The following is a 1,002-nucleotide window of genomic DNA, read 5'->3' on the forward strand; positions in this document are numbered from 1 at the left end:
GTCGGGATCAGCAACAAGATCCAGTACAAAGACCGGATGGACGAACGCGTCAAATCGAGCCTCTGTGAACGCGAGTTCGTCTTCCCACCGTACGATGCGAACCAGCTACGAGAGATCATGCAGGCGCGTGCGGACGCGTTCCACGACGACGTGCTCGAACCTTCGACGATTCCTCGCGCCGCGGCGCTCGCTGCGCGCGAACACGGCGACGCGCGGAAAGCAATCGACATCCTCCGATACGCGGGCGAGATCGCGCAGGCGAACGGCGAACCCACGGTCCGCGAAGAGTTTGTCACGCAGGCGCGCGAGCGCGCCGAAACCGACCGCTTCCGAGAGCTTATCCGCGGGTCGACACCGCACTCCCGATACGTCCTCCAAGCGCTCGCGCTACTGTCGCTCTCGAACGGTCGGCAAGACGGATTCCGGACCAGTCGCGTGTACGAGATCTACGAGAACATCTGTCGACAAGAGGGCTCCGACAGCCTCTCGCTGCGTCGCGTCCGCGACCTCCTGAAGGAACACGCGTTCCTCGACATCATCGAACAGTCGAAACACAGCGGCGGCAGCGCCGAGGGAAGTTACACGAAACACCAGCTTCTGGAGGACCCGAACGTCGTCAAAGAGGTCCTCACCGAAGACGACGCAGAAACGTAATAGAACCGTACTCGGCCGCTCGACACTGACTGACGGCCGCTCGACACTGACTGACGGCCGCTCGACACCGGTCACCGGGTTATCTCGGGACAGTGGGAACCGAACAGACCGATCGACTCAACCTCAGCCGGGCAGGCCGAGCCCTTCGATACGCTCGACGATCTCCTCGACTGCTTCCTCGGCGTCGTCGGTCCGCTTGCCGCCGGTGATAACGATCTTTCCGCTCCCGAAGAGCAGTATGACGACTTCGGGTTCGTCCATCCGGTAGACGAGTCCGGGGAACTGCTCCGGCTCGTACTCCACGTCCTCGAGGCCGAGCCCGATTGCGAGGGCGTTCAGGTTGAGGTT

General features: G+C 62.5%; 1 protein-coding gene and 1 pseudogene. One reads left to right on the top strand and one right to left on the bottom strand.

What is annotated here, in order from left to right:
* The coding region (locus U4E84_RS18915; protein ID WP_369698436.1) for a Cdc6/Cdc18 family protein at positions 1-654 on the top strand (654 nt) is incomplete at its 5' end.
* A 123-nt stretch (positions 655-777) separates the two neighbouring features.
* On the opposite strand, the pseudogene U4E84_RS18920 reads toward U4E84_RS18915, so the two are convergent.
* Positions 778-1,002, bottom strand: a pseudogene (locus U4E84_RS18920) (TATA-box-binding protein); the annotation flags it as partial.

This window comes from Halorubrum sp. AD140, assembly GCF_034497445.1.
In the GTDB taxonomy this organism is placed as follows: Archaea; Halobacteriota; Halobacteria; order Halobacteriales; family Haloferacaceae; genus Halorubrum.